Below are 706 nucleotides of genomic sequence, written 5' to 3' on the forward strand. Positions count from 1 at the left end.
ACTAAGAGCCAACCATATGTTGATTGAACCCAAAAGAAGTTACCACATAACAACAAATTCACATCACCGTTTTAGAAAGCATAAAAACTTAGTGAGTGCAATAGAAATAGAGAAGCCAGATGCCGTTTGGGTAAGCGATATCACTTACGTAGGCAGTAGAGTTAACCCATCATATCTAGCATTAGTAACAGATGCATATTCAAAGAAAATAGTAGGTTACAATGTCTCTAAATCCTTATCTGTTGATGGATCATTAAAAGCTTTAGAAATGGCGGTGAGTAACAAAGAAGTTAGAAGTTATCCTTTAATACATCACTCAGATAGAGGCCTACAGTATTGTTCAAATGACTATCAAAAACTATTGAGTGATAATGATATTAGTCCAAGTATGACTGAGAAATATGACCCTTATGAAAATGCGATAGCGGAGCGAGTAAATGGAATTTTAAAGCAAGAATTTAATGTAGCAAAAAATATAAAGAACTTTGACATTAAGGAAAAACTAATCGAAGATGCTATCAATATATATAACAGTATAAGACCACATTTATCTAATCATATGTTGACGCCAATACAAATGTACGAACAAAACAAATTGAAAAGAAAACAATACAAATCAAAAAAACTGAACAATCATATGATTGTTCAGTTTTAATTAATAAATTTAATCCTTTAATAATCTGTATCGACTATTTAGGACTAGACA

At 31.2% G+C, this 706-nt stretch carries 1 protein-coding gene; it reads left to right on the top strand.

All coding sequences use genetic code 11. The annotated features are described in order from the left end of the window. A partial coding sequence (locus Q0870_RS15350; protein WP_298556777.1) for an IS3 family transposase occupies positions 1-655 on the top strand: 655 nt, incomplete at its 5' end. Positions 656-706 lie beyond the last annotated feature (51 nt).

The organism is uncultured Algibacter sp. (genome assembly GCF_947487575.1).
GTDB lineage: Bacteria > Bacteroidota > Bacteroidia > Flavobacteriales > Flavobacteriaceae > Algibacter_B.